The 24,871-nt window shown below is 74.3% G+C and carries 20 protein-coding genes and 1 tRNA gene; 11 read left to right on the top strand and 10 right to left on the bottom strand.

The features are described 5' to 3' along the window. Positions 1-102: 102 nt before the first annotated feature. A complete protein-coding gene (locus ACF053_RS15725) occupies positions 103-1,107 on the bottom strand; it encodes an asparaginase (protein WP_391954397.1) in 1,005 nt (334 codons plus the stop codon). Positions 1,108-1,247: 140 nt separating this feature from the next. Between ACF053_RS15725 and ACF053_RS15720 the strand changes: the two genes are divergently transcribed. The 3 genes from ACF053_RS15720 (at position 1,248) to ACF053_RS15710 (ending at position 6,649) form a co-directional block, all read left to right on the top strand. Further along, the gene (locus tag ACF053_RS15720; RefSeq protein WP_058941754.1) at positions 1,248-1,703 is read left to right on the top strand and encodes an Lrp/AsnC family transcriptional regulator; all 456 of its coding nucleotides are present in this window, start codon (positions 1,248-1,250) and stop codon (positions 1,701-1,703) included. A 1,029-nt stretch (positions 1,704-2,732) separates the two neighbouring features. Next, complete coding sequence (locus ACF053_RS15715; protein ID WP_391954396.1) at positions 2,733-6,242, top strand: ALF repeat-containing protein; 3,510 nt, start codon at positions 2,733-2,735, stop codon at positions 6,240-6,242. Continuing rightward, positions 6,239-6,649: a hypothetical protein gene (locus tag ACF053_RS15710; protein ID WP_391954395.1), complete on the top strand. Its 411-nt coding sequence runs from the start codon at positions 6,239-6,241 to the stop codon at positions 6,647-6,649. The genes ACF053_RS15715 and ACF053_RS15710 overlap by 4 nt, the downstream gene beginning before the upstream one ends. Before the next feature lie 338 nt (positions 6,650-6,987). Here the strand turns inward: ACF053_RS15710 and ACF053_RS15705 are convergent. The 7 genes from ACF053_RS15705 to galU all read right to left on the bottom strand — a co-directional run bounded on the left by ACF053_RS15705 (position 6,988) and on the right by galU (position 12,272). Next, a tRNA-Ala gene (locus tag ACF053_RS15705) sits at positions 6,988-7,061 on the bottom strand. An 84-nt stretch (positions 7,062-7,145) separates the two neighbouring features. Continuing rightward, positions 7,146-8,231 (bottom strand): divisome protein SepX/GlpR, encoded by a 1,086-nt coding sequence (gene sepX, locus ACF053_RS15700; RefSeq protein ID WP_391954394.1) that lies wholly within the window; start codon positions 8,229-8,231, stop codon positions 7,146-7,148. A gap of 140 nt (positions 8,232-8,371) precedes the next feature. Then, a complete protein-coding gene (locus ACF053_RS15695; RefSeq protein ID WP_391954393.1) occupies positions 8,372-8,995 on the bottom strand; it encodes a GNAT family N-acetyltransferase in 624 nt (207 codons plus the stop codon). Continuing rightward, positions 8,992-9,480 carry a MogA/MoaB family molybdenum cofactor biosynthesis protein gene (locus tag ACF053_RS15690; RefSeq protein ID WP_058941760.1) on the bottom strand — a complete coding sequence of 163 codons (489 nt, stop codon included), beginning with the start codon at positions 9,478-9,480 and terminating at the stop codon, positions 8,992-8,994. The genes ACF053_RS15695 and ACF053_RS15690 overlap by 4 nt, the downstream gene beginning before the upstream one ends. Further along, positions 9,477-9,956 (bottom strand): cyclic pyranopterin monophosphate synthase MoaC, encoded by a 480-nt coding sequence (gene moaC / locus ACF053_RS15685; protein ID WP_391954392.1) that lies wholly within the window; start codon positions 9,954-9,956, stop codon positions 9,477-9,479. The genes ACF053_RS15690 and moaC overlap by 4 nt, the downstream gene beginning before the upstream one ends. A gap of 91 nt (positions 9,957-10,047) precedes the next feature. Continuing rightward, positions 10,048-11,364 (bottom strand): molybdotransferase-like divisome protein Glp, encoded by a 1,317-nt coding sequence (gene glp, locus ACF053_RS15680; protein ID WP_391954391.1) that lies wholly within the window; start codon positions 11,362-11,364, stop codon positions 10,048-10,050. Next, a complete protein-coding gene (galU, locus tag ACF053_RS15675) occupies positions 11,361-12,272 on the bottom strand; it encodes a UTP--glucose-1-phosphate uridylyltransferase GalU (protein ID WP_391954390.1) in 912 nt (303 codons plus the stop codon). The genes glp and galU overlap by 4 nt, the downstream gene beginning before the upstream one ends. Positions 12,273-12,473: 201 nt before the next feature. Between galU and ACF053_RS15670 the strand changes: the two genes are divergently transcribed. After that, complete coding sequence (locus ACF053_RS15670) at positions 12,474-13,052, top strand: 5-formyltetrahydrofolate cyclo-ligase (protein ID WP_391954516.1); 579 nt, start codon at positions 12,474-12,476, stop codon at positions 13,050-13,052. Here ACF053_RS15670 and ACF053_RS15665 read toward each other — a convergent pair whose 3' ends face one another. Next, a complete protein-coding gene (locus tag ACF053_RS15665; RefSeq protein ID WP_391954389.1) occupies positions 13,053-15,839 on the bottom strand; it encodes a penicillin acylase family protein in 2,787 nt (928 codons plus the stop codon). A gap of 685 nt (positions 15,840-16,524) precedes the next feature. Here ACF053_RS15665 and ACF053_RS15660 point away from each other — a divergent pair. From ACF053_RS15660 to mscL, 6 genes are all read left to right on the top strand, one after another. Then, positions 16,525-17,976: a potassium/proton antiporter gene (locus ACF053_RS15660; RefSeq protein ID WP_391954388.1), complete on the top strand. Its 1,452-nt coding sequence runs from the start codon at positions 16,525-16,527 to the stop codon at positions 17,974-17,976. A gap of 475 nt (positions 17,977-18,451) precedes the next feature. Continuing rightward, positions 18,452-19,735: an MFS transporter gene (locus ACF053_RS15655; RefSeq protein ID WP_391954387.1), complete on the top strand. Its 1,284-nt coding sequence runs from the start codon at positions 18,452-18,454 to the stop codon at positions 19,733-19,735. 68 nt (positions 19,736-19,803) lie between these two features. After that, positions 19,804-20,151: an FmdB family zinc ribbon protein gene (locus tag ACF053_RS15650; RefSeq protein WP_391954386.1), complete on the top strand. Its 348-nt coding sequence runs from the start codon at positions 19,804-19,806 to the stop codon at positions 20,149-20,151. Positions 20,152-20,402: 251 nt separating this feature from the next. Further along, positions 20,403-21,239, top strand: coding sequence for an S-methyl-5'-thioadenosine phosphorylase (locus ACF053_RS15645; protein ID WP_391954385.1), 837 nt, complete (start codon positions 20,403-20,405; stop codon positions 21,237-21,239). Between the two features lie 620 nt (positions 21,240-21,859). Further along, a complete protein-coding gene (locus ACF053_RS15640) occupies positions 21,860-22,495 on the top strand; it encodes an RcpC/CpaB family pilus assembly protein (protein WP_391954384.1) in 636 nt (211 codons plus the stop codon). Between the two features lie 134 nt (positions 22,496-22,629). Then, positions 22,630-23,121, top strand: coding sequence for a large conductance mechanosensitive channel protein MscL (mscL, locus tag ACF053_RS15635; protein WP_391954383.1), 492 nt, complete (start codon positions 22,630-22,632; stop codon positions 23,119-23,121). A gap of 19 nt (positions 23,122-23,140) precedes the next feature. On the opposite strand, the gene ACF053_RS15630 is transcribed toward mscL, so the two are convergent. Next, positions 23,141-23,347 (bottom strand): hypothetical protein, encoded by a 207-nt coding sequence (locus ACF053_RS15630; protein ID WP_391954382.1) that lies wholly within the window; start codon positions 23,345-23,347, stop codon positions 23,141-23,143. 95 nt (positions 23,348-23,442) lie between these two features. Here ACF053_RS15630 and ACF053_RS15625 point away from each other — a divergent pair, with 95 nt between their 5' ends. After that, positions 23,443-24,651, top strand: a complete 1,209-nt coding sequence (locus tag ACF053_RS15625) for a low temperature requirement protein A (RefSeq protein WP_391954381.1) — start codon at positions 23,443-23,445, stop codon at positions 24,649-24,651. The last annotated feature ends 220 nt before the right edge of the window (positions 24,652-24,871 follow it).

The raw sequence follows: 24,871 nt of genomic DNA, 5'->3' as shown, positions 1-24,871 counted from the left end.
GCCACCCGGCGGGTACGGCGGGCGGGGCGGGCGGGGCGCCGGTGGGACGGCCCCCCGGCGGGTACGGCGGGCGGGGCGGCCGCCCCACTCGCCGCCGGTGGGTCAGACGCGGGCCGGTGCGGCGGGGACGGGCTCGCCCAGCGCGTGGCGCAGGACCCGTACGCGCTCGGCGGGGTCGGTGGTCGCGAGCACGGCGGCCAGGACGGCGATGCGCGCCTGCCCGGCGCGCAGGGTCCCGGTGGGTACGGCGCCCGCGGCGACGAGGTCGACGGCCCCGCCGTGGGTGTAGATCTGGGAGACCGGTCCGGCGTGGACCCGGGTGGTGAGGGCGACGAGGACGCCCCGCGCGGTGGCCTCGGCGACGGCCGCGACGACCTCGGGCGTGGCGTTGCCCGCGCCGGTGGCGACCAGCACGACGCCCTGCGCGCCGGCCGCGACGGCGGCCTCCAGCAGGACCGGGTCGCCGTCGGCGTGGTGCATGACCATGTCGACGCGGGGCCGGGCCTCCGGCATGCCGGGCAGCGGCAGCGGGGCGGGCCGTGCCGGGCGGCGCAGCACGGACACCTTGCCGAAGCCGATGTCGGCGATCCGCGCGCCGGACGGGTCGGCGAACGCGTCGGCGTCGAGGGTGTGCGTCTTCACCGTGCCGCGCGCGGCGTGCACCTTGCCGTCGAAGGCGACGAGCACCCCGAGGTCGCGGGCGCGGGCGGCGGTGAGGAGGGCGTCGTGGAGGTTGCGCGGGCCGTCGCCGTCCTCGGCGTCCAGCGGCAGCTGCGCGCCGGTGAAGACGACGGGACGCGGGTCGTGGTGGTACAGGTCGACGAGGAACGCCGACTCCTCCAGGGTGTCGGTGCCGTGCGTGACGACGACGCCGTCCACACCCGGGTCGGCGAGCACCTCGTGCACCGTGCGCACCAGGGTGAGCTGGTGGTCGGTGGTCAGGCGGGGGCTGTTGACGCTGAACAGGTCGACCACCTCGACCGTGATCCCCTCGGGTACGGCGGCGGTCGCCATGACCTCCCGGCCGTGCGCGTCCGCGGCGAAGCCGGAACCCTGCCAGCGGCTGGCTATGGTGCCGCCGGTGCTGATGACGACGATCCGTCCCACGGTTGCCCTGCCCTCTCCTCACCGCGCTCACCGCGGCCTCGACCGAACGGAATGTTCGAACGCAAGGATAGAAGAGCAGGCGCGCAATCGGATCGCCTTCTCCACCACGCCACCGCCGCACACTGGTGGATAATTGCGCCATGGATGAGATCGACCGCGCCATCTTGCGCGAGCTCCAGGAAGACGGCCGGTTGAGCAACCAGGAGCTGGCGGCCCGCGTGGGCCTGACCCCCTCCCCCTGCATGCGCCGGGTGCGGCAGCTGGAGCAGGACGGGGTGATCCGGGGCTACCGCGCGGTCATCGACCCGGAGGCGGTGGACCGGGGGTTCGAGGTCCTGGTCTCCATCGAGGTGAAGCGCGACCGCGAGGTCGTCGAGGCGTTCGAGGCGGCGCTGCGGGACATCCCGGACGTCGTGGAGGCGTACCGGCTCTTCGGCAGCCCGGGCTGCCTGCTGCGCATCGCGGTGGCGGACCTGCGCGCCTACGAGCGGCTGTGGATCGAGAAGCTGACCGCGCTGACGGGCGTCACCGAGGTCAACTCGCAGATCATCATGAAGCGCGTCAAGGAACCCCGCGGCCTGCCGGTCGACGGCTGACGCCCCCACCGGCCCGGCCGCCGCGGAACGTCCGGCTCCCCGTCCCGGCCGGTCGGGGCGGCTGCCGCGGCGGCGTCCGCCGCGCCGCGCCTCACGTCCGACGTGCCGGACGAAGGCGTTCACGCACCGCCCGAGCCGGGCGTTGACGCCTCCCCCGCCGCACCGGCCACGCACCCCGCACCCGCCCGCGTGCCGGACCCGCCCGCGTCCCCGCACCGGCCACCCGCCCCGGGCCCGCGCGCGGCCGCGGTCCCGTGCGGCCGGGACCGTGACCGCGCATCGACCCCTCCGTACGGGCCGCCGAACCCGGAGCCGTACCCTCCCTCCGCCGCCGAGCCCCCGCGCCCGCGGCGATCGGCCCCATGGAACGGAAGGGCGCTCCGGCGCCCCGCGCGCCCGCGGAGGACAGCCACACCCCTGAGGTACTACGGGGCCGCAACCGCCTCCAGCCCTGGCACCGCGTCAAAGCCGCCGCACGCCACGGCCTCTGACGCTGCCTCCATAAAGGCCCGCACCGACCGCCCGACCCGATGCTCCGCGAGCCGATCCCGCCCGTCACCGACTCCCACGACCCCCGGTTGTAGCGCAGGTCACACCCGAACCGTTTCTTTGCCAAGATCACTACAACCATTTGCGCGCGTGACGCACCTCACGACAGGCGCCTCGGCGTTGCCCCGTTCCTCCGTGTTTCCGCATTGGACGCACCCGCCGAGCCCCGGCTTCGATAAGGGGCGTCAACCCGCAGGGGCGGCCGGCGAGGAGCTTTTCCCCGACGACTGCCGGCGCCGAAGGCCGCAGCGAAGCCCCGCGGCGCGTCGGCGCGTGTCTCCGGGCAGCACCACCGCGATCGGCGCCCCTGGCATGGGCCGTGGCGGCGAGGGCCTCCGCCGGGAGGGCTTCGCGGGCCCGGGCCTCGACTCGGTGTGCCGACGTGGGGACGACCACGAGAGTCCGTCGACGGCCGGGGGCACGTCCCGGTCGACAGCAGTGGAGTAGAAGGGAGCCGTGATGTCACGGCCTTCAGGACAGGTGTTCAGCAGACGTCAGATGCTGGGCATCTTCACCGCGGTAGGGGCCGGGTGCGCGCTGCCCGCCTGCGCGATCGGGGCGCACCCGGCGTACGCGGCGAGCGGGACGGGCGCCACGGCGGTGCCCGAGGGGACGGGCCTTCCGGACACCGACCGCGGCAAGGTGGTCTGGGCCTACAAGTCGGGCGGTCGGGCCGTCCGCGCCGCGGCGGCCGCGGCGCTGGTGGGCAGCGCGGCGGACGTGACGGCATTCCTCGACCAGAAGCTGCCCGTCGCCCGGGCCGAGGACAACAGGTTCACGCTCCTGAAGTCCCTGTCCACGGCGGGCAAGGCGACTCGCGCAGGTGCCGACGGCGCGTTGTCCGGTGGAGACGCGGCGGTCGAGACCTTCCTGAAGGGCGGCTTCCGGGCCGCGGTGCACGAGGATCTCAGGGTGGCCGTCACCACGGTCATGGCCCACGGCGGCCGTTCCGTGAAGCGTGGGGCATCCGCCGCCCTGGACGCCGGTTCGGACTTCGCGTTGCGCGCCTTCCTCAGCGGCGGGCAGTTCACCGCCCACGAGGAGGACGACCGGGTGCAGGTCCTCTCCATCCTCGTGACGGCGTCACCGCAGGTGCGTGAGTACGCGGAGCGGGCACTGAACGACGGGTCGCCGAGGGCGATCCGGTGGTTCCTGGAGACGGGCCAGCACATCGCCCGGGCCCGTGACGAGGAAACGGCGACGATCGAGCAGTTGGTCAAGGTCGTCGAGACGGAGGGGCGCCGCGCCAGCCAGAAGACCGACGAGGCCGTGGAACTCTCCGCCCAAGCGGTCGCTGCCGCCGAGAAGGCGAAGCAGGCGGCGCTGGAGGCCAAGGCCGAGGCCGAGGCCGCCGAGCGGGACGTCCAGCGCTCGGCCGTCGCGGCGAACAAGGCGGCGGAGGCGGCCAGGGGCGCCGCCGCGGCCGCGTCGACCGCCGTGTCGGCCTCGCGGACCGCGCAGGCCGCCTCGCGGCGCGCGGTGGCTGCCGCGCAGGCCGCTGCCGCGGCCGCCGCGGCGGCGGGGCGCGCCGCGGCACGCGCGTACCGTGCCGCGATCGCCGCCTCCAAGGACGCGACGATGGCGTCCGCCGCCAGGACGGCGGCGGAGATCGCCCGGAAGATGGTCGGCTTCGTCCGCTCCGTGGCCTTGAAGGCCGACATCGCGGCGATGGCTGCCCAGGCGGCCGACCAGGCCGGCGCGGCTGCCGCCGGATCGGCGATCAACGCGGCCGCCGCCGCCCGCGCTTCGGCCGACGCGGCCGTCGCCTCCGGCGCCGCGAGGGCCGAGTCCGCCGCCGCGCAGCAGGCCGCCGCCGAGGCGGAGGCCGCCGCGAACAGGGCGACGCAGGCCGCGGGCAGGGCGCGGAGCCTGGCCGGGCAGTCTGCTGCCGCCGCCCGCGCGGCGCGTGACGCGGCCAACAGCGCTGCCGACCACGCCGAGAAGGCGGCCGCCGCCGCCGAGGAAGCGGCCACCCACGCCGGCAAGGCGGTCGACTACGCCAACCGGTCGACGGCCGCCGCCAACGCCGCCGTCGACGCGGCGAACAAGGCCGCCGGCGCCGTCGCCAAGGCACGCGAGGTCGAGCAGGCGGCGCGTGAGGCCGAACTCGCCAGGCTGGCCGAGGAGACCGAGGAGGCGATCGAGCGGGCGCGGCTCGAAGCGGTCGCGGAGACGAACCTGCTCGAACGGTCCAACCGGCAGCGGACACAGGAAGCGCGCCTGTCCGAGGAGGTCCTCGGACTCATCGGCTCCGCGGAGTCCGCGCTGCGGAACGGGAACACCGCCGAGGCCGTGGCGGCCGGACGCAGGGCGGCGGTCCAGCTCATCGACCGGTCGGGGACCTGGACCCGGGAGGCCGCGGAGTTCGCGCTCGCCGGCTCGGACGAGGACGTCGTCCACTGGATCGAGGCCGACCGTGTCATCGCCCTGAACCAGGACAACGCCGAGAACGTCGCGGCGATCTCCGCGGTGTCGACGAAGAACGTGGCCACGGCGGCCCATGAGGCCCTGAAGACCGAGGACGCCGCCCGGATCCGAGGGTTCCTCGAGAGCGGGGCGGTCGCCGCGGCCAGGGACGACAACCAGGTCGAGATCTTCAAGCTCCTGGCCGACGACTCCACCGGCAGGGCGGTGCGCAGCGCGGCCCAGGCCGCGCTCGACGCGGGAACCGCCGAGGCCCTGCACACCTTCCTGCACGTCGACCGTGCCACGGCGGTCCGCGAGGACGACCGGGTCGCGGCCGCCACCCTCCTGGCGAACGGGGGCCCCTACGTCAAGGCGGCAGCCCGGATCGCGCTCGAGGGCGACACGCACATGCTCCGCCAGTTCGTCGGGACGACGCAGTACGACTTCGCGCGGCTCGACCACGATCACGCGACGCACATCAGCGCGATCCGCGCGGCGATCGCGCGCGCGGCCAAGATCGCGTCGGACGCCCTGGAGGACGCGGCACGCGCCTCCGAGGCGGCGGCCCGCGCGCGCAACGCCGCCTCCGAGGCGACCACCTGGGCCAACCGCGCGCAGGGCTACGCGAACGACGCCAAGCTGTCCGCCGAGGAAGCGCGCAAGAACGCCGCGGCCGCCGAAGGGTCCGCGGCCGCCGCCGCCCAGTCCGCCGAGACCGCACGTCAGGCGGCCGCCGCGGCGCGCCAGGCGAGCAGCGTGGCGAGGCACGCGGCGACGCGGGCCGTGCGGTCCGCCACCGTCGCCGCGTCCTACGCCGCGGACGCCGCGGTGTCGGCGGCGGCTGCCCGGAAGGCGTCCCTCGCGGCGGGCAAGGACGCCAACGCCGCCGCCCGGGCCGCGTTCGAGGCCAAGGTCCTCGTCATCCAGGCCGCGATACGCGAGGCGATCGAGAACGCGCGGGACAACGCGACCGTCCCCATCGACCCGCAGAAGAACGGCCTCCCCCAGGGCGCCGAGAGCTGCCTGACACCGTTCGGCAGCCCCATCCCGTCCGGCAACGCCACCAATCCGTGGGAGCTGGGGTGGAGCTGGCTCACCGGAGACGGTTCGCGGTCGCAGTGCTTCGGCCCGGACGACGAGTTCACCGGCATCTACCGTGATCACGAGTACACGAAGGAGGTCCTCGCCTTCTTCGCCTCCCGCACGCAGGCCGGCAACTACGAGCTCGGCCACACCTACATGTACGACTACCAGCTCGGCGGCTTCGACGGTGTCGGGAAGTACCTCACCGACTACGGGACGCTCACCACGGCGGGGCTCACCGGAAACCTGGCGTACACGTTCCTGGGCTCGCACTACGTCAGGATGACCCCCATCCGCGAGAACGCGGACGGCTCCGTGGTGTGGCGGTACACGGCGTTCAACGAGTCGGACATCGAGTCCGCGACGCACCCTCCGGTCATCGGGTACACGGACTGGTGGAGCGACACCGTCGGTTCGTTCGTCGACAAGGTCGTCGGCGACTCGGGGCCCATGTCGCCCAAGACCCAGGTCATCGAGTTCGACGTTACGCTGGGGCCGTGACACGCAAGAGGGCTGGTGGGCGGTGGCTGGCCACCGCCCTGACCGCCTCCGCCGCACTCCTCTCGGGGTGTACGGGCGCCGGCTCGGTCGACCCCGACGGACTGCCCGGGGTGTACCGCGACGACGCGAGCGGCAGCGAGATCGTGCTCGGGTCCGACGGGACGTTCTCCGCCACCGACGTGGCGGGGAAGGCCCTGGGGGGTGGCGGTGACCCCGTCGACTTCAGCGGCCGATGGGAGTTCGTCCGCAGCAGCGGGTCCGGCGACTTCGTCTACCTGACGGTCGACGCCGGTGAGCTCGGCAAGGCCGGCGGCATGAAGCTCCACCCGAGCGGCCGGGCGGTGGAGTTCCATGCCGATCCGGACGGGCCGCCGTCCCTGGTACTCACCAGAGCGACCGCACCGTAACCCCTGCGTCGCCCGGTCCGGCGCGTGGTGGCGCCACGCCTGCCGCGGCGGCCGGGCCGCGGAACACGTTCCGCGGCCCGGCCCCCGTCTTGCGGGCGCCGGGCCGCGCGTCCGTTCCGGCTCCCCCGGCCACGTCGATCACCGGCCCGGTCCACCGGGACCGGTGCGCACCCCCGGCACGGGCCACCCGCCCACCCGGCGACCCACCGGACCCGACGCACCGCCCACCACCACCCGAACAGACAGCGAAGCCCCCGAAACGACGAAGATCCCGCCCGATCTTGCGATCGGACGGGATCCCGTCACTGCTCTTGAGTGACCTCGCGAACAGTTGTCTGTGGACCTGAGGGGATTTGAACCCCTGACCCCCTCGATGCGAACGAGGTGCGCTACCAGTCTGCGCCACAGGCCCTTGCGACGTGTGAAACATTAGCATCCCGATCGGGGTGCTCGGAAATCCGTTGTCCGGCGGGTGGCCCGGGGCGGTGGGTCGGGGTCACTCGTTGGCCGCGCGGGGGCGGTCGTCGTCCGCGTACTGGTCGAAGAGCGGGGTGCGGCCGTGGTCGCGGGGGCGGCGGGGGGCCGTCGGGGACGGGTTGGGGTTCTGGCGGGTGGGCGGGGGCGGGGTGGGCTCCGCCGGGGAGGAGCGGGCGGCGCTCCAGGTCTCCGGGTCGGTGACGTCGACGCCGCCCGTGGCGCGCGGGGCGACCGGGGCGGTGACGTACGTGGGGAGGGGCACCGGGACGGGGTCCCAGCTGTCGCCGCGGGCCGGGCCGCGCTCGCGCTGCTGGTCGACCCACTCGGCGTGGTCGGTCTGCTCGACGAGCGCGCGGCGGCCGGCTTCCGCCGGGGAGACCGACGGGGTGGGCTCGGGGTGCGCGGGGGCCTCGTCGTCCTGGTGCGGCGCGGCGGGCCGGCCGCGGCGGGGGCGGTTCTCGCGCAGCCGCTGGGCGGCGGCCTCGGCGCGGCGCCGGTCCATCACGTAGACGAAGCGGCGGCGCTCCTGGCGGCGCAGGTAGGCGATGTAGCCGCTGAGCAGGGCGGCGGGGGCGGCGGGCGCCCAGAGGAAGGCGAGGCCGCCGACGGCCGCGGCGACGGTGCCGACCGTGAAGGCGAGGAAGAGGAGGACCGTCGTGCGGCGCCGGCGGGCGAGGACGCGGGAGCGGCGGGCGCGTTCGGCGGCGGCCCGGCTCACGGCGGGGCCGGCCGGCCGGCGGGCACCCGCGGGCGCGCCCGCGGACGGCGCGGCCGGGGCTGCCGCGGCGGCGCCCGGGAGTTCGAGGCGGGCCTCGGTGTGGTCCGGGGGCGCGGCGAAGGCCCGGACGTCGACCGAGTCGATCTGCTCGGTCTCGGCGTCCGGGTCCACGTCGGGCACCCGCCGGTCCTCGTCGGCGCGCGCGCGCAGCTCCTTGGCGTACCGGCGCTCCATCGCCGCCCGTCCGGACAGGAGCCGGATGGCGGTGCTGAAGCGTTCCGTCGGTCGAGCCTCGTTCAGCTCGTCCTGCCTGCGGAGCCACATCGGCACCAGGTAGGCGGCCCAGGCTCCGACGATGACTGCGTAGATGAGGCCGCTGCTGCTCACATCTCACACGGTAGAGGTCTTCGCGCGGGGGCATCCGCCAATTGGGCCGGTGTGTCGCACGATCTGGCTGATATCACTGACATTTTTTGTGATTGATCAGACCGATTCTGCTCGACCGGCTTGGTATTCGAACAAATGAATTATTTCTTCTGGTGTTCGCGCCGTGACCTGTGCCAGCGCCGCACCAGCCCTTCGGGGACTTCCTCGGCGGTGAGGGCGAAGACGAGGTGGTCACGCCACGCGCCGTCGATGTGCAGGTAGCGCGGGCGCACGCCCTCCTCGCGGAATCCGAGTTTCTCCACGACGCGCCGGCTGGGCCCGTTCTCGGGGCGGATGCACACCTCGATCCGGTGCAGTCCGACGGAGCGGAAGCAGTGGTCGACGGCGAGGGCGACCGCCGTCGGCATCACCCCGCGGCCGGCCACCTCCTGGTCGACCCAGTAGCCGACGTGCCCGGAGCACATGGAACCCCAGGTGATGCCGGCGACGGTCAGCTGGCCGACGAGCCGGCCCCGGTACTCGATGACGAACGGCAGCATCCGGCCGGCGTTGGCCTCGGCCCGCAGGTGGCGGACCATCTGCCGGTAGGTGGGGCGCTGGACGGGGGGCGAGCCCGGCGCGGGCGGCGGGACGGTGGCCTCCCAGGGGCGCAGCCAGTCGCGGTTGCGCCGGTTGACCTCGCGCCACGCCTTCTGGTCGCGGGCCCTTATCGGGCGGAGCACCACGTCGCCGTCGGCGAGCGACGCGGGCCAGGCGGGGTTCATGACGCGGGTCTCGGGTGGTCGCCGCCGCGCAGCTGGTCCACGGCGTGGACGAGGAGGTCCCCGAGGACCGCGAGCCCGTCCCGGACGCCGCCGGTGGAGCCCGGCAGGTTGACGACGAGGGTGCGGCCCGCGACGCCCGCCAGACCACGGGAGAGCGCCGCCGTGGGGACCTTGGCGCGGCCGTGGGCGCGGATGGCCTCGGGGATGCCGGGCACCTCGTGGTCGATGACGCGACGGGTGGCCTCGGGGGTGGCGTCGGTGGGCGACAGACCGGTGCCGCCGGTCGTGAGGATCACGTCGTACCCGGCGCCGATCCCGTCGCGCAGGGCCGCCTCGACGGGGTCGCCGTCGGGGACGACCCGCGGGCCGTCGACGGCGAAGCCGAGAGCGGCGAGGCCCTCGACGAGGATGGGCCCGCCCCGGTCCTCGTACACCCCGGCGGAGGCGCGGTTGGACGCGGTGATCACCAGGGCCCGGTACGTCACGCCCGGCTCCAGTCCCCGGACTTGCCGCCCGTCTTCTCCTCCACCCGCACATCGGTGATGACGGCCGACTTGTCGACCGCCTTGACCATGTCGACGACGGTGAGGGCCGCCACGGACACCGCGGTGAGGGCCTCCATCTCGACGCCGGTGCGGTCGGTGGTGCGGACGGTCGCGGCGATCTCCACGGCGTCGTCGGCGACGGACAGGTCGACCGTGACGCCGGAGACGGCGAGCGGGTGGCACAGCGGGATCAGGTCGGGGGTGCGCTTGGCGCCCATGATCCCGGCGATGCGGGCCGTCGCGAGGGCGTCGCCCTTCGGCACGCCCCCGCCGCGCAGCAGTTCCACCACCCGCGGGGAGACCAGGACGCGACCGGTGGCGCGGGCGGTGCGCGTCGTGACGTCCTTCCCGGAGACGTCCACCATGCGGGCCGCGCCCGCCTCGTCGATGTGGGTCAGGCTGCCTTGCGTACTCACTGCACTCCGCCTCGCGATCCTGGCGCCGGTTGTCTTGTCGGCACGGCGGCAGACACCGTACCGCCACGGCCGCGGCCGGTGGGCCGCCGGCTCAGCCGATGAGCACCACCTCCAGCTCCGCGCCGGGCTCCACGCTCGTGGCGTCCTCGGGGACGACGAGGAGCGCGTCGGCCCGCGCGAGGGCGGCGACCAGGTGCGACCCGGCACCTCCCACAGGAGTGACGGTACCCGCCGCGGCGTCGTACGTCCCGCGCAGGAACTGGCGCTTGCCGGCCGGGGACGTCAGCGGTCCGTCCGCGCTGAGGGCGGCGCGCACGCGCGGGCGGTGCAGGTCCGGCAGGCCCATGAGGGCGCGGATGGCGGGCCGGACGAACAGCTCGAAGGAGACGTACGAGGAGACCGGGTTCCCCGGGAGGGCGAGGAGCGGGGTGTGGTCGGGGCCGACGGTGCCGAACCCCTGGGGCTTGCCCGGCTGCATGGCGAGCTTGCGGAACTCGACGCCGCTGCCCGGCTCGTCCGCGTCGGACGCCGCCGACAGGGCCTCCTTGACCACGTCGTACGCACCGACGCTGACGCCGCCCGTGGTCACCAGGAGGTCGGCGCGGACCAGCTGGTCCTCGATCGTCGCGCGGAGGGTGTCGGCGTCGTCGGTGACGGCTCCCACGCGGTAGGTGATGGCGCCGGCGTCGCGGGCGGCGGCGGCCAGGGCGAAGCTGTTGGAGTCGTAGATCCGGCCGGGGCCGAGCTCCTCGCCGGGCTGGACCAGCTCGCTGCCCGTGGACAGCACGACCACGCGCGGGCGGGGCCGGACGCGGACCGTGGCGCGGCCGATGGCGGCGAGCAGGCCGATCTGGGGCGGGCCGAGGACCGTGCCGGCGGGGAGGGCGAGAGCACCGGCGGCGGCGTCGCTGCCGCGCGCGCGGACGTGGGCACGCGGCCCGGCGGGGCGGTGGACGCGGACCTCGCCGCTCGCGCCCTCGGGGGCGGCGCTCGCCGCGCGCATGGTGGTGGCGGCGCCGGCGCCGGCACCGCCGTCGGTCCACTCGACCGGGACGACCGCCTCGGCGCCGGGCGGGAGCGGGGCGCCCGTCATGATGCGGGCCGCCTGGCCGGGGCCGACGGGGGGCGGCTCCTCGCCGCCGGCCGCGACGTCCCCGACGACCGTGAGCACCGCGGGGTACTCCTCGCTGGCCCCGGCGACGTCGGCGACGCGCACCGCGTAGCCGTCCATGGAGCTGTTGTCGAAGGGCGGCAGGGCGACGGGCACCGTGACGTCCTCGACGAGCACACATCCCTGGGCGTCGGGCAGCCGCAACTCGATGGGGTCGAGCGGACGCACGGCGGCGAGCACGTCCTCCAGGTGCTCGTCCACCGACCAGACGGTCCTCTCCGCGCTCTGTGGGCTCACGGGGTCTGCATCTCCTCGGTGACGTAGCGGCGGAGCCAGGATCGGAACTCCGGTCCCAGATCCTCACGTTCGCACGCGAGTCTGACAATGGCCCTCAGGTAATCGGCGCGGTCCCCGGTGTCGTACCGACGGCCCTTGAAGACCACCCCGTGGACGGGGCCGCCCGGGCCCTGGTCGACGGCGAGCTTGTGCAGGGCGTCCGTCAGCTGGATCTCGCCGCCGCGGCCGGGGCGGGTCTCGCGCAGTATCCCGAAGACGGCCGGGTCCAGGACGTACCGGCCGATGATCGCGTAGTTGCTGGGGGCGTCCGCCCGGTCGGGCTTCTCCACGAGGTCCGTCACCCGGACCACGTCGGCCTCGTTGGTGGGCTCGACGGCGGCGCAGCCGTAGAGGTGGATCTGCGCGGGGTCGACCTCCATGAGGGCGACGACACTGCCGCCCTCGCGCTCCCGGACCTCGATCATGCGGGAGAGCAGCGCGTCCCGGGGGTCGATGAGGTCGTCGCCGAGGAGCACGGCGAACGGCTGGTCGCCCACGTGCGGGGCGGCGCACAGCACGGCGTGGCCGAGGCCGCGCGGGTCGCCCTGCCGGACGTAGTGCATGGTCGCGAGGTCGTTCGAGGCCCTGACCCGGTCCAGGCGCTCGTCGTCGCCCTTGCGGTACAGCGCCTCCTCCAGCTCGTAGTTCCGGTCGAAGTGGTCCTCCAGGGGACGCTTGTTGCGGCCCGTGACCATCAGCACGTCGTGCAGCCCCGCGCCCACCGCCTCCTCCACCACGTACTGGATGGCGGGCTTGTCGACGACGGGCAGCATCTCCTTGGGAGTGGCCTTCGTGGCAGGCAGGAACCGGGTGCCGAGTCCCGCGGCGGGGATGACAGCCTTGCTGATCCCGGGGTGCGACTGAGTCATGCCGAGCACCATATCCGGTTGGTATGGGAGGAAGATGAGCCTTGGATTACCTTCCTCCTCATATGGGGCTTTACAGGACTTTTGAGAGGTTGGTGGGGCGACGTGGTGGCGGAGGAGCGGGCGACGGCGACCGGTGGCGGGGCGCGGTGGGCCGGGGAACCGGAGGCGGCCGGACCGGGGCCGGCGCCGGACAAGGCGGGGCTGCGGCGGCAACTGCTCGCCGCGCGGACGCTGCTGACGACCGAGGACGTCCGCCGGGCCGCCGCCGAGCTGGCCGACGCCGCGCTGGAGCTGCCCGAGCTGGCGCGGGCCGGGACCGTGGCCGCGTACGTCTCCGTCGGGCGCGAACCCGGCACCCGCGCGCTGCTCGACGCACTGCGCGCGCGGGGGGTGCGGGTGCTGCTGCCCGTACTGATGGCCGACAACGACCTGGACTGGGCCGTGTACGAGGGCCCCGACGGCCTCGTACGGGCCCGCCTGGGGCTGCTGGAGCCCTCGGGGCCCCGCCTCGGCCCGGACGCCGTCGTGGCGGCCGACACGGTGCTGCTCCCCGGCCTCGCCGTGGACGCCCGGGGCATGCGGCTGGGCCGGGGCGGCGGCTCGTACGACCGGGTGCTGGCCCGCCTGGCGGGCGCGGGCGCGGATCCGGCGCTCGTCGTCCTCCTCTACGCGCACGAGGTGGTCGCCCGGGTCCCGGAGGAACCGCACGACCACCCCGTGCACGCGGTGGTGACCCCCGGGGGCGTACGGCGCCTCAGCGGCCCGCCCCGGGGTGCCTGATCACGGCTTGAGGACCAGGTGGTCGGCCTTCCGCGCGTCGACCGCCGCGTCGCTGAACGGCCAGTCGAGGAGCTCGCCCCTCGCCCACAGGTCGGTCTGGTCCGTGTAGTGCGGGTGGTAGGCGTGACCGGAGGCGCCGGTGAGGTTGATCCAGCGGGACTTGTCCCACTCGCCGACGTTCACGACCATCCGCATGGACGGCACCCAGACGACCTCGTAGCCGCCCGCGGCGTTCCAGCCCGTGGCGTTGACGGCCGCCTCGCCGCCCGCGAGGTTCCACGGGCCGCGGTTCAGCATGAACTTCACGACCCCGGGACCGCCGGTGCCGAGCGTCTGGTTGCGCAGGTTCAGCTGGTGCAGCCGGCCCCAGCTCCAGGTGGAGACGTCCTTGCCGAGCTCGGCGGTCAGCTCCCACCGGGCGTCCTTCATGGCACGGGCCAGCAGCTGGTCACGGGTCTGCGTCGCGGCGTCCAGACGGTTGGCCGGGGTGTGCCACCACGGGTTCGCCTCGTCCTTCAGGAGCGGGCGGACCACCTCGTACCAGCGGTCGCCGCCGTCGGGCTGCGCCTGGTCCGCGTCCCGCTGGCCGCACTCGCGCACGAGCCGGTCGCGCTGGTCCTCCGGGACGTTCGGGTCGGCCGGCGCCACGTTGAGGCACTCGCCCTTGACGCGCAGCTCCTTGGGGAGCTTGTCGCCGAAGGCCAGCTTGAGGACGTTGCGCCAGACGGCGTTGAAGTAGGCGGCGGCCGCGGAGTCCGCCTCCTGCGTGTAGTCCCAGCCCTCCAGCAGCTTCTGCGCCTCGCGGACGTACGGGTCCGAGACGTCGATCTTCAGCAGGAGCGGCGTCAGCAGCTTGGCGATCTCGCTGCTGTTGTCCATCTGCATGGTGCGCATGTCGTCGGTCGAGATCTTCCCGCCGTCCTTGGTCTTCGACTCGATGAGGTCGTTGATCCGCTGGCTGCGGGAGCCGTAGCCCCAGTCCTCGGTGAGGCGGTGCGGGTAGTCCCCGGCGTTCACGACGGCCTGGTTCGCGGTGACGATGTAGCCGCGCGCCGGGTCCTGCTCGTACGGCAGCTCGTCGAAGGGGACGAAGTCCTTCTTCCAGTCGTACGCGGCGTCCCAGCCGGGGGCCGGGAGGGTGCCGTCGTGCTTCTCGGAGCGGACGGGGATCCTGCCCGGGGCCTGGTAGCCGATGTGGCCCTCGGCGCCCTTGGCGTCGGCGTAGATCAGGTTCTGGGACGGCACCTCGAAGTCGCGGGCGGCGTCGCGGAACTCCTTGAAGTCGCGGGCGCGGTTCAGCTTGAACACCGCGTCCATCGAGCGACCCGGGTCGAGGGCCGTCCAGCGCAGGGCCACCGCGTAGCCGTCGCCGCGGTCGGGCGCGGAGTTGGTGACGGGGGCCTTCTGACCGACCTTCTCCGCCTCGCCGCTGCGGTCGGAGATGAGGGGGCCGTTGTTGGTGGTGCGCACGGTGATGGTGCGGCTGCTGCCGCCCGCGACCCGGATGACCTCCTCACGGGTCTCGAACGGCACCTCCTTGGTGCCGCGCAGGTACCCGCGGTCGGTGACCTTCTGGAGGTACAGGTCGGTGACGTCGGCGCCGAGGTTGGTGAAGCCCCAGGCGATGTCCTGGTTGTGGCCGATGATCACGCCGGGCATGCCGGCGAAGGTGTAGCCGGCGACGTCGTAGCGGCACTTGTCGGACACGGCGCGGCAGTGCAGGCCCATCTGGTACCAGAGGGACGGCAGCTGCGGGGCCAGGTGCGGGTCGTTCGCGAGGAGCGGCTTGCCGGTGGTCGTGTACTTGCCGGAGACGACCCAGGAGTTCGAGCCGATCCCGTGGCCGTTCGGGCCGAGGAGGGCGGGGACCTCCGCCAGGGCGTCGGAGACGGCCGCGAGCTGGCTCTGGAAGCCGCTCAGCGCGCCCGCCCCGGTGCCCGCGGAGCCGGAGCCGGAGCCCTGGCCGCCCTGGGCGCCGGAGCCGCCCTGGGCGCCGGAGCCGTCGGAGCCGGTGCCGTCGCCGCCGCTCTCGCCCTCGCCGTCACCGGACGCCTTGAAGCCCTCGACGATCGGACGGTGCAGCGCGTACGGGTAGTCCGGGTACAGCTGCTCGATCTGCTGCGGGCTGAGGCGGCTCGTCATCAGCGAGCGGTCGATCTCGTCCTGCATGTTGCCGCGCAGGTCCCAGGCCATGGCCTTGAGCCAGGCGATCGAGTCGACCGGCGTCCACGGCTCGATGGCGTAGTCGTGCGAGAACGCGAGGGCGGAGTACTCGACGGAGACGTCTCCGGGCTCCTTGCCCTTGAGGTAGGCGTTGACGCCCTCCGCGTACGCCTGGAGGTTCTTCTTGGTCTCGGCCGACAGCACCGTGTCGTACTCCTGCTGCGCCACGCGGTGCCAGCCGAGGGTGCGGAGGAAGGCGTCCGAGTCGACCAGGTCCTTGCCGAGCATCTCGGAGAGGCGGCCCGCGGTCATGTGCCGGCGGACGTCCATCTCGTAGAACCGGTCCTGCGCCTGGACGTACCCCTGCGCCCGGAAGAGGTCGGCGTCGGTCGACGCGTAGATCTGCGGGACGCCGTAGCCGTCGCGCTTCACGTCGACCGGCCCGGAGAGCCCGGCGAGCTGCAGTGTGCCGGTGGTCTGCGGGAAGGGCGCGCGTACGGTGCTGACGCCCCAGTAGGCGCCGTAACCGACGCCCGCGACGAGCGCCAGCACCAGGGCGATCACGAGCAGGCGGGCACGCCGCCCCTTCTTCTTGGGGGAAGAGACGGTGGTGTTGGCGGGCATCGCTGTCCTTCGAGGCGCAGGCTTGGTCCTGGAGTGCTGGGAGCAACCATAGGCGCAGCGCTCGGCCGGTCCGGACGCGGTGTCAGTGAGGAGGCCGCCCACGGGTGTCGACGGAGGCGTCAGGGAAACGTTAAAGATTAGGTAAGGTAACGAAGTACTGGCCGTCGTGCACCCGTCGAACAGCCGGACATGCCGGGCATGTCGCCACGGAGTCGACGGTCCGGCGGACCGGGGCGCCGGCAGGGCGGTCCGACCGGCGCGTTCCGGTGGTCACCGGCCCGCGGCACCCGGTGCCGGTATCGGCGGCCGGAACCAGCCCTCGTGGCCGGTTTCCGGTACCCGCCGCGACCCGGCCCCGTGACCGCTGCCGGCACCCCGGCGGACCGGCTCTCCGGTGGACCGGCATCCCGGTGCACGGTTCGCCGGGCGGCACCACGCGCGCGGGGGCGGGTCCCCCGCGGGCCTCGGCGCGACCACGCGCGCGGGGGCGGTGATCCCGCCCGGCGCACGGGGTGCGGGACTCCGGCACCCGGGCCCGACAGCCGTGCCGGGCCGGACAGCCGGGCCCGGCCCGCACACAACTGCATCCGCGCACAACTGAAGACGACCGCGCACGCACACTCTCCGGAAGGTTCGGCCCCTGACTGTCCACCAGCTCAACGAACTCCTGCTCATCGGCTCGCTCGTGCTGCTCGTCGCCGTCGTCGCGGTGCGCGTCTCCTCACGCAGCGGCCTCCCCAGCCTGCTGCTGTACCTCGGCATCGGTGTCGCCATGGGCCAGGACGGCATCGGCAACATCACCTTCGACAACGCCGAGCTCACCCAGGTCATCGGCTACGGCGCGCTCGTCGTGATCCTCGCCGAGGGCGGCCTGGGGACGAAATGGGAGCAGATCAGACCCGCGCTGCCCGCGGCGACCGCGCTGTCGACCGTCGGCGTCGCGGTGAGCGTGGGCATCACGGCCTCCGCCGCGCACTACCTCGTCGGCCTGGACTGGCGGCAGTCGCTGCTCATCGGCGCCGTCGTCTCCTCGACGGACGCCGCGGCCGTCTTCTCGGTCCTGCGCAAGGTCCCCCTGCCGAGCCGGGTGACCGGCACGCTGGAGGCCGAGTCGGGCTTCAACGACGCCCCCGTCGTCATCCTCGTCGTCGCCTTCTCCACGACGGGCCCGGTCGACAGCTGGTACGTCCTCGTCGGGAAGATCGCGCTGGAACTCGCCATAGGCGCGGCGATCGGTCTCGCGGTCGGCCTCCTCGGCGCGTACGGCCTGAAGAGCGTCGCCCTGCCCGCCTCCGGCCTGTACCCGATCGCGGTGATGGCCATCGCCGTCACCGCGTACGCGGCCGGCGCGCTCGCCCACGGCAGCGGCTTCCTCGCCGTCTACCTGGCCTCCGTGGTCCTCGGCAACGCGAAGCTGCCGCACCAGCCGGCCAACCGCGGCTTCGCCGAAGGACTCGGCTGGATCGCCCAGATCGGGATGTTCGTCCTCCTGGGACTGCTGGTGACCCCGCACGAGCTCATCCACGACTTCTGGCCCGCGGTCGCCATCGGACTCGTCCTGACGGCCGTGGCCCGCCCGGTGTCCGTGCTGCTGAGCCTGGTGCCGTTCCGCATCCCCTGGCAGGAGCAGGCTCTGATGTCGTGGGCCGGGCTGCGCGGCGCGGTGCCCATCATCCTGGCGACCATCCCCATGGTGTCGGGGATCGAAGGCAGCCGGAAGGTCTTCAACATCGTCTTCGTGCTGGTCGTCGTCTACACCCTCGTGCAGGGGCCGACGCTGCCCTGGCTGGCCAGGACGCTGCGCCTCGGCGACCAGGACGGGGCCACCGACCTGGGCGTGGAGTCCGCCCCCCTGGAGCGGCTGCGCGGCCACCTGCTGTCGCTGTCCATCCCGGAGCGCTCCCGGATGCACGGCGTGGAGGTCGCGGAGCTGCGGCTGCCACCGGGCGCCGCGGTCACCCTCGTCGTACGGGAGGGGCGCAGCTTCGTCCCGTCCCCGGCGACGGTGCTCCGGCGCGGCGACGACCTGCTGGTCGTGGCGACGGACCAGGTACGGGACGCGACGGAACGGCGGCTGCGGGCCGTCGGCCGCGGCGGCAAGCTCGCGGGCTGGCTCGGCACGGGCGGGACCCCGTAGGGCGGGGCCGCTGCCGCAGGAACGGGACACCGGGAGGGCGGGCGCCGGAAGGCGGGCGCCCGTGGAGGCGGGCCTCTCGGGGCGGGTGCCCGTAAGGGTGGGCGCCCGTCGGGGTGGGCGCCCGTCGGGGTGGGGCGGGGCGTGGGAAGGGCGGCCGGTCCGGTCGGGTGGCGGGCGGCGTCTCGCCGGCGGCCCGCCGCCCGTCCGGCGGCGGGTGCGGTCCGAGCGTCCCGCCGAATCACAGGGGCCGCTCCACCGCGTCGCACATTTCACAGGTGCCGCACCAGCACCGCCCTGTACCATGAAGGCACACTGATCGACCAACTCTGCCTGACGCAGGGCTGGCGCGACCGTATGGCGGCCGGGTCCCCCTCAGCGGGACCCAGGTATCTACCGCGCTTCCGCGCAAGAGGACAGCCCTCGGCGGCTCCCGTCACCCAGGGGAGCGCTACCAGGCGGCAGAAAGGCACGGGCCGTGGCATCCACGGTCACCTCCGACGACGCCGTGAAGCGTCCCGGATACGGGCAGCTCCTGCGCACACCCGGCGCGTGGACGTACCTGCTGCCCGGTTTCGCGGCACGCCAGCCCTTCGCGATGCTCACCATCGGCATCGTCCTGCTGGTCCAGCACACCACCGGCTCGTACGGCACCGCCGGTGCCGTCGCCGCGGTCACCGGCGTGTCCATGGCGCTGTTCGCGCCCCAGAGCGGCAAGCTCGCGGACCGCTTCGGCCAGCGCGCCGTCCTCCTCCCCGGTGTCCTGGCGCACGCCGCGTCGGTCTCCCTCCTGACGGCCCTCGCGCTGGCGGACGCGCCCCTGTGGGCCCTGTTCGCGGCGGCCGTGCCCAGCGGCGCGTCCGTCCCGCAGATCGGCCCCATGGTGCGGGCCCGCTGGGCCGCCCGGCTCGAGGGTTCGCCGCTGATGTCGACGGCGGCGGCGTTCGAGTCCGTCACCGACGAGTTCACCTTCGTCGTCGGCCCGGTCCTGGCGACGGCGCTGTGCACCGGCGTGCACCCGGCGGCCGGCCTGGTCGCCGAGGCCGGCCTCACCCTGGTCGGCGGTCTGCTCTTCGCCGCGCAGAAGCGCACCCAGCCCGCGCACGGGACGCACTCCTCGCAGGCCGGCTCCCCGGCGCGCGTGTCGGCGCTGTCCGTGCCCGGCGTACGGGTGCTCGCCGTGGCGTTCCTCGGCATCGGCTCCGTCTTCGGCGGCATGCAGGTCTCCCTGACCGCCTTCTCCGAGGAGATCGGCAACCCGGGCGCCAACGGCCTGCTGTACGGGCTCTTCGCCGCCGGCAACATGCTGGCCGGCGTGGCCGTCGGCGCCATCGCCTGGAAGGCCGGCCCGCGCCGCCGCCTCATCGTCGGCTACACCGCCCTGACCCTGACCGCCGCCCTGCTGTGGACCGCCCACTCCGTGGTGCTGCTGGGTCTGCTGGGCCTCGTCGTGGGCCTGTGCATCGCGCCCGCCCTGATCACCGGCTACACGCTCGTCGAGTCGCTGGTGCCCGCCACCGCCCGTACGGAGGCGTTCACCTGGCTGACCGGCGCCGTGGCGCTGGGCCAGGCCGCCGCCGTGACGGTCGCGGGACAGCTCGCCGACGCGTACGGCTCGACCGCCGGCTTCCTGGTGCCGCTGGGCGGTACGGCCCTGGCCCTCGTCACCCTGGTGGCGCTGCGCTCGCGGCTCGTCGCCCGGCCCGCCGGCCGGACCGTCGCGCGTGGTATGGGTCACCGCGTGCCCGTGGCGGTGGACTGACGCGACGGAATGCGTCACTATTGTTCGTCGTTAGCACTCATCGAGTGAGAGTGCCAGGAGGAAGACAAGTGCCGACCTACCAGTACCAGTGCACCGAGTGCGGCGAGGGCCTCGAGGCGGTGCAGAAGTTCACCGATGACGCCCTGACCGAGTGCCCGAGCTGCCAGGGACGCCTGAAGAAGGTGTTCTCGGCCGTCGGCATCGTCTTCAAGGGCTCCGGGTTCTACCGCAACGACAGCCGTGGCGCGTCGTCGAGCAGCTCGCCCGCGTCCTCTTCCTCGTCGTCCTCCGCGGCGTCGACCTCGTCGTCCGATTCGTCGTCGTCCTCGTCCTCGTCGTCCTCGTCCTCGTCGTCCTCGGGCGCCAAGCCGGCGGCGTCGAGCACGGGCGGCGGCAGCAGCACCTCCGCGGCCTGACCACGTCCCGAGGCCCCGCCGTCCCGTACGGCGGGGCCTTCGGCGTACCCGGGGCGGGCGACCGGAACGGGGCCCGGCCGCCGGGCTCGCCCCGAGGTGCTTCCGAGCCGTCCGCAGGGCGTGCGTCGTGGGGGTCCCGCTTCGGGGTGGGCCGGGGCGCCTTGGAGGGCTTCGGGGGGCGGGCAGGGGTGTCCTGCAGCGTGCCGGGGGTGGCTCCGGGGCGCTCGGGGGCCGCGTCTAGGGTGAGCCGCATGGCGACGAACGCAGAGATCGGCGTGATCGGCGGGTCCGGCTTCTACTCCTTCCTGGAGGACGTGACGGAGGTCGAGCTCAGCACCCCGTACGGCAGCCCCAGCGACTCCCTGTTCCTCGGCGAGGTGGCCGGCCGCCGGGTCGCGTTCCTGCCCCGGCACGGCCGCGACCACCGGCTGCCGCCGCACCGCATCAACTACCGGGCCAACCTGTGGGCGCTCCGCTCCGTCGGCGTGCGCCAGGTCCTGGGGCCGTGCGCGGTCGGCGGACTGCGCGCCGAGTACGGGCCCGGCACCCTGCTTGTCCCCGACCAGCTGGTCGACCGCACGAAGGCACGCGTCCAGACGTACTTCGACGGCGAGCCGCTGCCGGACGGCACCGTGCCGAACGTCGTCCACATGACCTTCGCCGACCCCTACTGCCCCGACGGGCGCGAGGCCGCGCTGACGGCCGCGCGGGGCCGGGAGTGGGCGGCGGTGGACGGCGGCACGATGGTCGTCGTGGAGGGCCCGCGCTTCTCGACCCGCGCCGAGTCGCGGTGGCACGCAGCCATGGGCTGGTCCGTCGTCGGCATGACCGGCCACCCGGAGGCGGTGCTCGCCCGCGAGCTGGGCCTCTGCTACACGTCGATGGCCCTGGTGACGGACCTCGACGCGGGCGCCGAGACGGGGGACGGCGTGTCGCACACGGACGTCCTGCGGGTGTTCGGGGAGAACGTCGAGCGTCTGCGGGCCGTCCTGTTCGACGCGGTCGGGGCGTTGCCGGCGACCGAGGACCGCAGGTGCCTGTGCACGCACGCCCACGACGGCTGGAACCTGGGCATCACCCTGCCGTGACGGCTCGGGGGGACCGGGAGGTGCCCGGAGCCCCGGGCGGCGCCCGGGCGTGCGGGTGACGTCCGAACGGGGCAGGTGATGCCCCGGGTGAGGCTGGTGGTGCCGGGCTGGGCGGGTGATGCGCCGGGCATCACGGTTGTTGCCCGGGCCGGGCCGGGCGCGCCGACGAGCGCGTGCGGGCGTGCGGGCGGTGGGCGGTGGGCGGTGGGTAACGCGGTTCCACCCGTGGAGTGAGCGAGTTTTCCCCAGGTAGGGCGCCTGTCCACAGGCCCGAGCGGGGCAGACGGAAACGCGGCAGGGTGAGGGCGTCGGTGATCCGCCGACAGTCCCCCGCACGACAGGTGGTGTCCGCCATGACGTCCTCCCGTCCCCGCTCGCATCCGCCCACGCCGCCCCGGCCGCAGGAGCAGCCCCCGGCCGAACGTCAGGCCCAGCCGCCGGCACACCGTCCCGGGATGTCCTGCGCCCCAGGGGGGACGCCGCCGGCCCGCGGGCCTTCCGACCGTGCCCCAGCCACTCCTCCCCCGCGCCTCCCCGGCCTTCCTCCCCCGCTGCCCCCGCTCCCCCCTGCTCCTCCCGCGTCTCCTCCCGTCTCTCCGCCGCCTCCGACGGTCGCGTCGGTGCCGGAGACGTCCGCGGTGCCGCCCTTCGCCCCGGTGCGGGTGCGCGGCGGGCGGTACGGGGTGCGGCGCAGACGGCGGGCACTGGCCGCCGGGCTCGCCATGACGGCCGCCGCGCTGGCCGCCTCGGGGCTCCGGGAGCCGGCTGCGGCGGGACGGCCGACGCCGGAGAGCACCCACACGGTCGCGGTCACGGCTCCGCCCCCCGACCGGCCGCCACTCGCGGCGGACCGCCGGCGGGCCGGCTCCGTCCGCGTCGCGGCACGACCCGGCCCGCGCGGGCGCGCACCGGGCAGGGCGGCGCTGGTGTCCGCGCCGGTACGGATCGCGGACGCGGAGACGGTGCGGCTGCTGCGCCCGGGCGACCGGGTGGACGTGATCGCCGCGCCCGTCACCGCCGCGGGCACGGCGGCGGAGGACGGCGGCCCCCCGGCCCGGGTGGTGGCGTCGGGCGTCCGCGTGACGGAGGTACCGCGCCCGGAGGGCGCGCCGGCGCACGGGGCGGGGGCGGCAGGCGAGTGGGCCGACGGCGGGACGGCCGGCGGCGCGCTGGTCGTCGTGGCCGTGCCGCGCCCGACCGCGACCGCGCTGGCGGCCGCGGCCGCCACGTCCCGGCTGACGGTGACCCTGTGCTGACCGCTCCGCCGCCCCGAGGTCCCTCCCGTACGGTCGGCCCGCCGTGTCACCGGTCCGTGTGTACGGATTGGACGGGCACGCTCCGGTCGCGGCGTAATGGCTCCGCCACACGACACGCGACGAAAGGCACCGGAGTGAGCCAGGAGAACAGGACCAGCCTGCTGGAGGGGTTCAAGGCGTTCCTGATGAGGGGGAACGTCGTCGATCTCGCGGTGGCCGTCGTCATCGGTGCCGCGTTCACCAACATCGTGAACACCATCGTGAAGGGGGTCATCAGCCCCATCGTCGGCGCCTTCGGCACCCAGAACCTGGAGAGCTACCAGTTCTGTCTGAAGGGTCCCTGCTCCGTGCGGGGCGGCGAGGTCACCGACGGTGTCGCCATCCTGTGGGGCTCGGTGCTCAGCGCGACGCTCAGCTTCCTGATCACGGCCGCGGTGGTCTACTTCCTGATGGTGCTGCCCATGGCCAAGTACCTGGCGCGCAAGGCCGCGCGGGAGAAGGAGCTGCACGGCGCGCAGGACGCCGTGGACGTGACGGAGCTGGACGTCCTCAAGGACATCCGCGAGCTGCTCGTCGCCCAGCGCGGCGGCGAGACGGCCGGCCGGTCGGGGGTCCACGCCCCGTAACGGCGGTCGGCGCGGTGGCTCAGAGGTGGTGCGGCGGCTTCTCGTCGAGGAAGCGCGCCAGGTCGGCGGCCCCGCCGTCACCACCCGGAGCCCGCTCGCCCCACCCACGGTCCGTATCGTCCGCGGACTGCTGGTCCAACGGATCGTCGAAGATCAGGGCCGGCGTCTTCCTCGGCGCGGGCTGGTTCTCCGCATCACGCGGTCCGGGGGCGGGGGCGGTACTCATACGTTCAGCCTACGCCCGGCGCCACCGGCCGCGTCGCCCACCGAGCAGCGCGTCACAGCCGTCGTGGGCGTCCACCCTCTGCTGTGCTGTCCCCCATGACGCACGAGCCCGCCCCCGCCACCCGCCCCTCGCGACCCCTGCGGCCACTGGTCGCACGCGACCGCGACCAGGAACACCGCGCCGCCACCCCCTTGGAACTCTTCTTCGACCTGTGCTTCGTCGTCGCGGTGGCGCAGGCCGGCATGCAACTGGTGCACGCGGTCGCCGAGGGACACGCGGGCGCGGGACTCCGGGACTACGCCATGGTGTTCTTCGCCATCTGGTGGGCGTGGATGAACTTCACCTGGTTCGCCTCGGCCTACGACAACGACGACGCCCTCTACCGGATCATGACGCTCCTGCAGATCGCGGGCGTCCTGATCCTCGCGGCCGGGATCTCCGACGCGTTCGCCGACCACGACTTCTTCCTGGTGTGGCTGGGGTACGCGGTGATGCGCGTCGCGCTCGCCTCACAGTGGCTGCGCGCCGCCCGGCACGCGTCCGGCCCCGAGCGGACCACCGCCCTGCGGTACGCCGGCGGGGTGCTGGTCTGCCAGGCCGGGTGGAGTGCGCTGCTCTTCGCACCGGGCGCGGCCAAGCCCTGGGTGTTCCTGGTGATGGCGTGCGCCGAGATGGCGGTGCCGCTGCTCGCCGAGCGCGGACGCGGACGGAGCACCGCCTGGCACGCCCACCACATCGCGGAGCGGTACGGACTGTTCACGATCATCGTGCTCGGCGAGAGCATCGCGGCGGCGACCGTCGCCGTGAAGGAGGGCGCGGCGGAGAACGACGCGCTGGACGATCTGCTGCCGATCGCGGTGGGCGGGCTGCTGCTGGTCTTCGCCGCCTGGTGGGTCTACTTCGTCGTCCCCGCGCACGCACGGCTGCGGACCACCGGGCGGGGCTTCCTGTGGGGGTACGGGCACTACCTGATCTTCGCTACGGCGGCTGCTGTCGGCGCCGGCATCGAGGTGGCGGTGGAGCAGGCCGTCGGCGAGGCCCACATCTCGGTCACCGCGGCGGCCGCGGCGGTGACCATCCCGGCGGCCCTGTACCTGCTGCTGGTGTGGGTGCTGCACGCCCGGTACTTCAAGTTCGGCATCGCGCAGCAGCTGGTCCTGCCGACCGCGGCACTGGGAGTGCTGCTCTGCACGTTCGCCGGTGACTGGGCGGTACTCGCCGCGGGCCTCGTGGCGACCGCCGCGGTCGCCACCGGCGTGGCCCTGACGGCCCGCACGGCCACACACCGGACGGGCGTGGTCTGACGGCCGGCGGCGGCACGCGCGGGAAAGGAGGGACGTGGGCGGACGGGGGAAGGGGCGGGGCGGGAGGGGGCAGGGGGGCCGGGGGGGGAGGCCCCCTCCCGGGTGTGCTTCGACGTGATCCGTGCAGGCGTGGTGCCGCTCATGGATCCGCGCGTGCTAGGCAGAGGGCATGGACGACGCGAGGGTGACGGGGCACGGGGCGGACGGCGCGGACGGGCCT

Source organism: Streptomyces kanasensis (genome assembly GCF_043077165.1).
GTDB lineage: Bacteria > Actinomycetota > Actinomycetes > Streptomycetales > Streptomycetaceae > Streptomyces > Streptomyces changanensis.
The sequence above is the reverse complement of the archived record's forward strand: the minus strand, read 5'-3'. Positions and strand labels throughout refer to the sequence as shown.

Bases quoted from the DNA above. Each gene is read 5' to 3' on its own strand.
- ACF053_RS15720 (WP_058941754.1), top strand. From the start codon at position 1,248: ATGGATGAGATCGACCGCGCCATCTTGCGCGAGCTCCAGGAAGACGGC.
- ACF053_RS15695 (WP_391954393.1), bottom strand. From the start codon at position 8,995: ATGAACCCCGCCTGGCCCGCGTCGCTCGCCGACGGCGACGTGGTGCTC.
- galU (WP_391954390.1), bottom strand. From the start codon at position 12,272: ATGACTCAGTCGCACCCCGGGATCAGCAAGGCTGTCATCCCCGCCGCG.
- ACF053_RS15665 (WP_391954389.1), bottom strand. From the start codon at position 15,839: ATGCCCGCCAACACCACCGTCTCTTCCCCCAAGAAGAAGGGGCGGCGT.
- ACF053_RS15645 (WP_391954385.1), top strand. From the start codon at position 20,403: ATGGCGACGAACGCAGAGATCGGCGTGATCGGCGGGTCCGGCTTCTAC.
- ACF053_RS15630 (WP_391954382.1), bottom strand. From the start codon at position 23,347: ATGAGTACCGCCCCCGCCCCCGGACCGCGTGATGCGGAGAACCAGCCC.
- ACF053_RS15625 (WP_391954381.1), top strand. From the start codon at position 23,443: ATGACGCACGAGCCCGCCCCCGCCACCCGCCCCTCGCGACCCCTGCGG.